Raw genomic sequence first — 206 nt, 5'->3', positions numbered from 1 at the left:
GCGTGAGCGGCGGCGACGGTTGCGCGGCGAGCACGCGGATCGCTTGCGCGTGCAGCAACGCGCGTTCGGGCCCGCTCACCGTGTCGTAGACCGCCTTGCGCGCCAGCGGGTGCCGGAAGCCGTACTTGCCGTCGCCGACTTCGCCGAGCACCCCGCCCGACAACGCGGCGAGCAGCGCGGTGCGCAGGACGTCGTCGGTGAGCCCG

At 74.8% G+C, this 206-nt stretch carries 1 protein-coding gene; it reads right to left on the bottom strand.

Annotated features, from left to right (window positions below):
- Window positions 1-206: hypothetical protein (locus G3I65_RS10715; protein ID WP_160695958.1), on the bottom strand; the 206-nt coding region annotated here is incomplete at both ends.

The organism is Amycolatopsis sp. SID8362 (genome assembly GCF_010550475.1).
GTDB lineage: Bacteria > Actinomycetota > Actinomycetes > Mycobacteriales > Pseudonocardiaceae > Amycolatopsis > Amycolatopsis eburnea.
The sequence above is the reverse complement of the archived record's forward strand: the minus strand, read 5'-3'. Positions and strand labels throughout refer to the sequence as shown.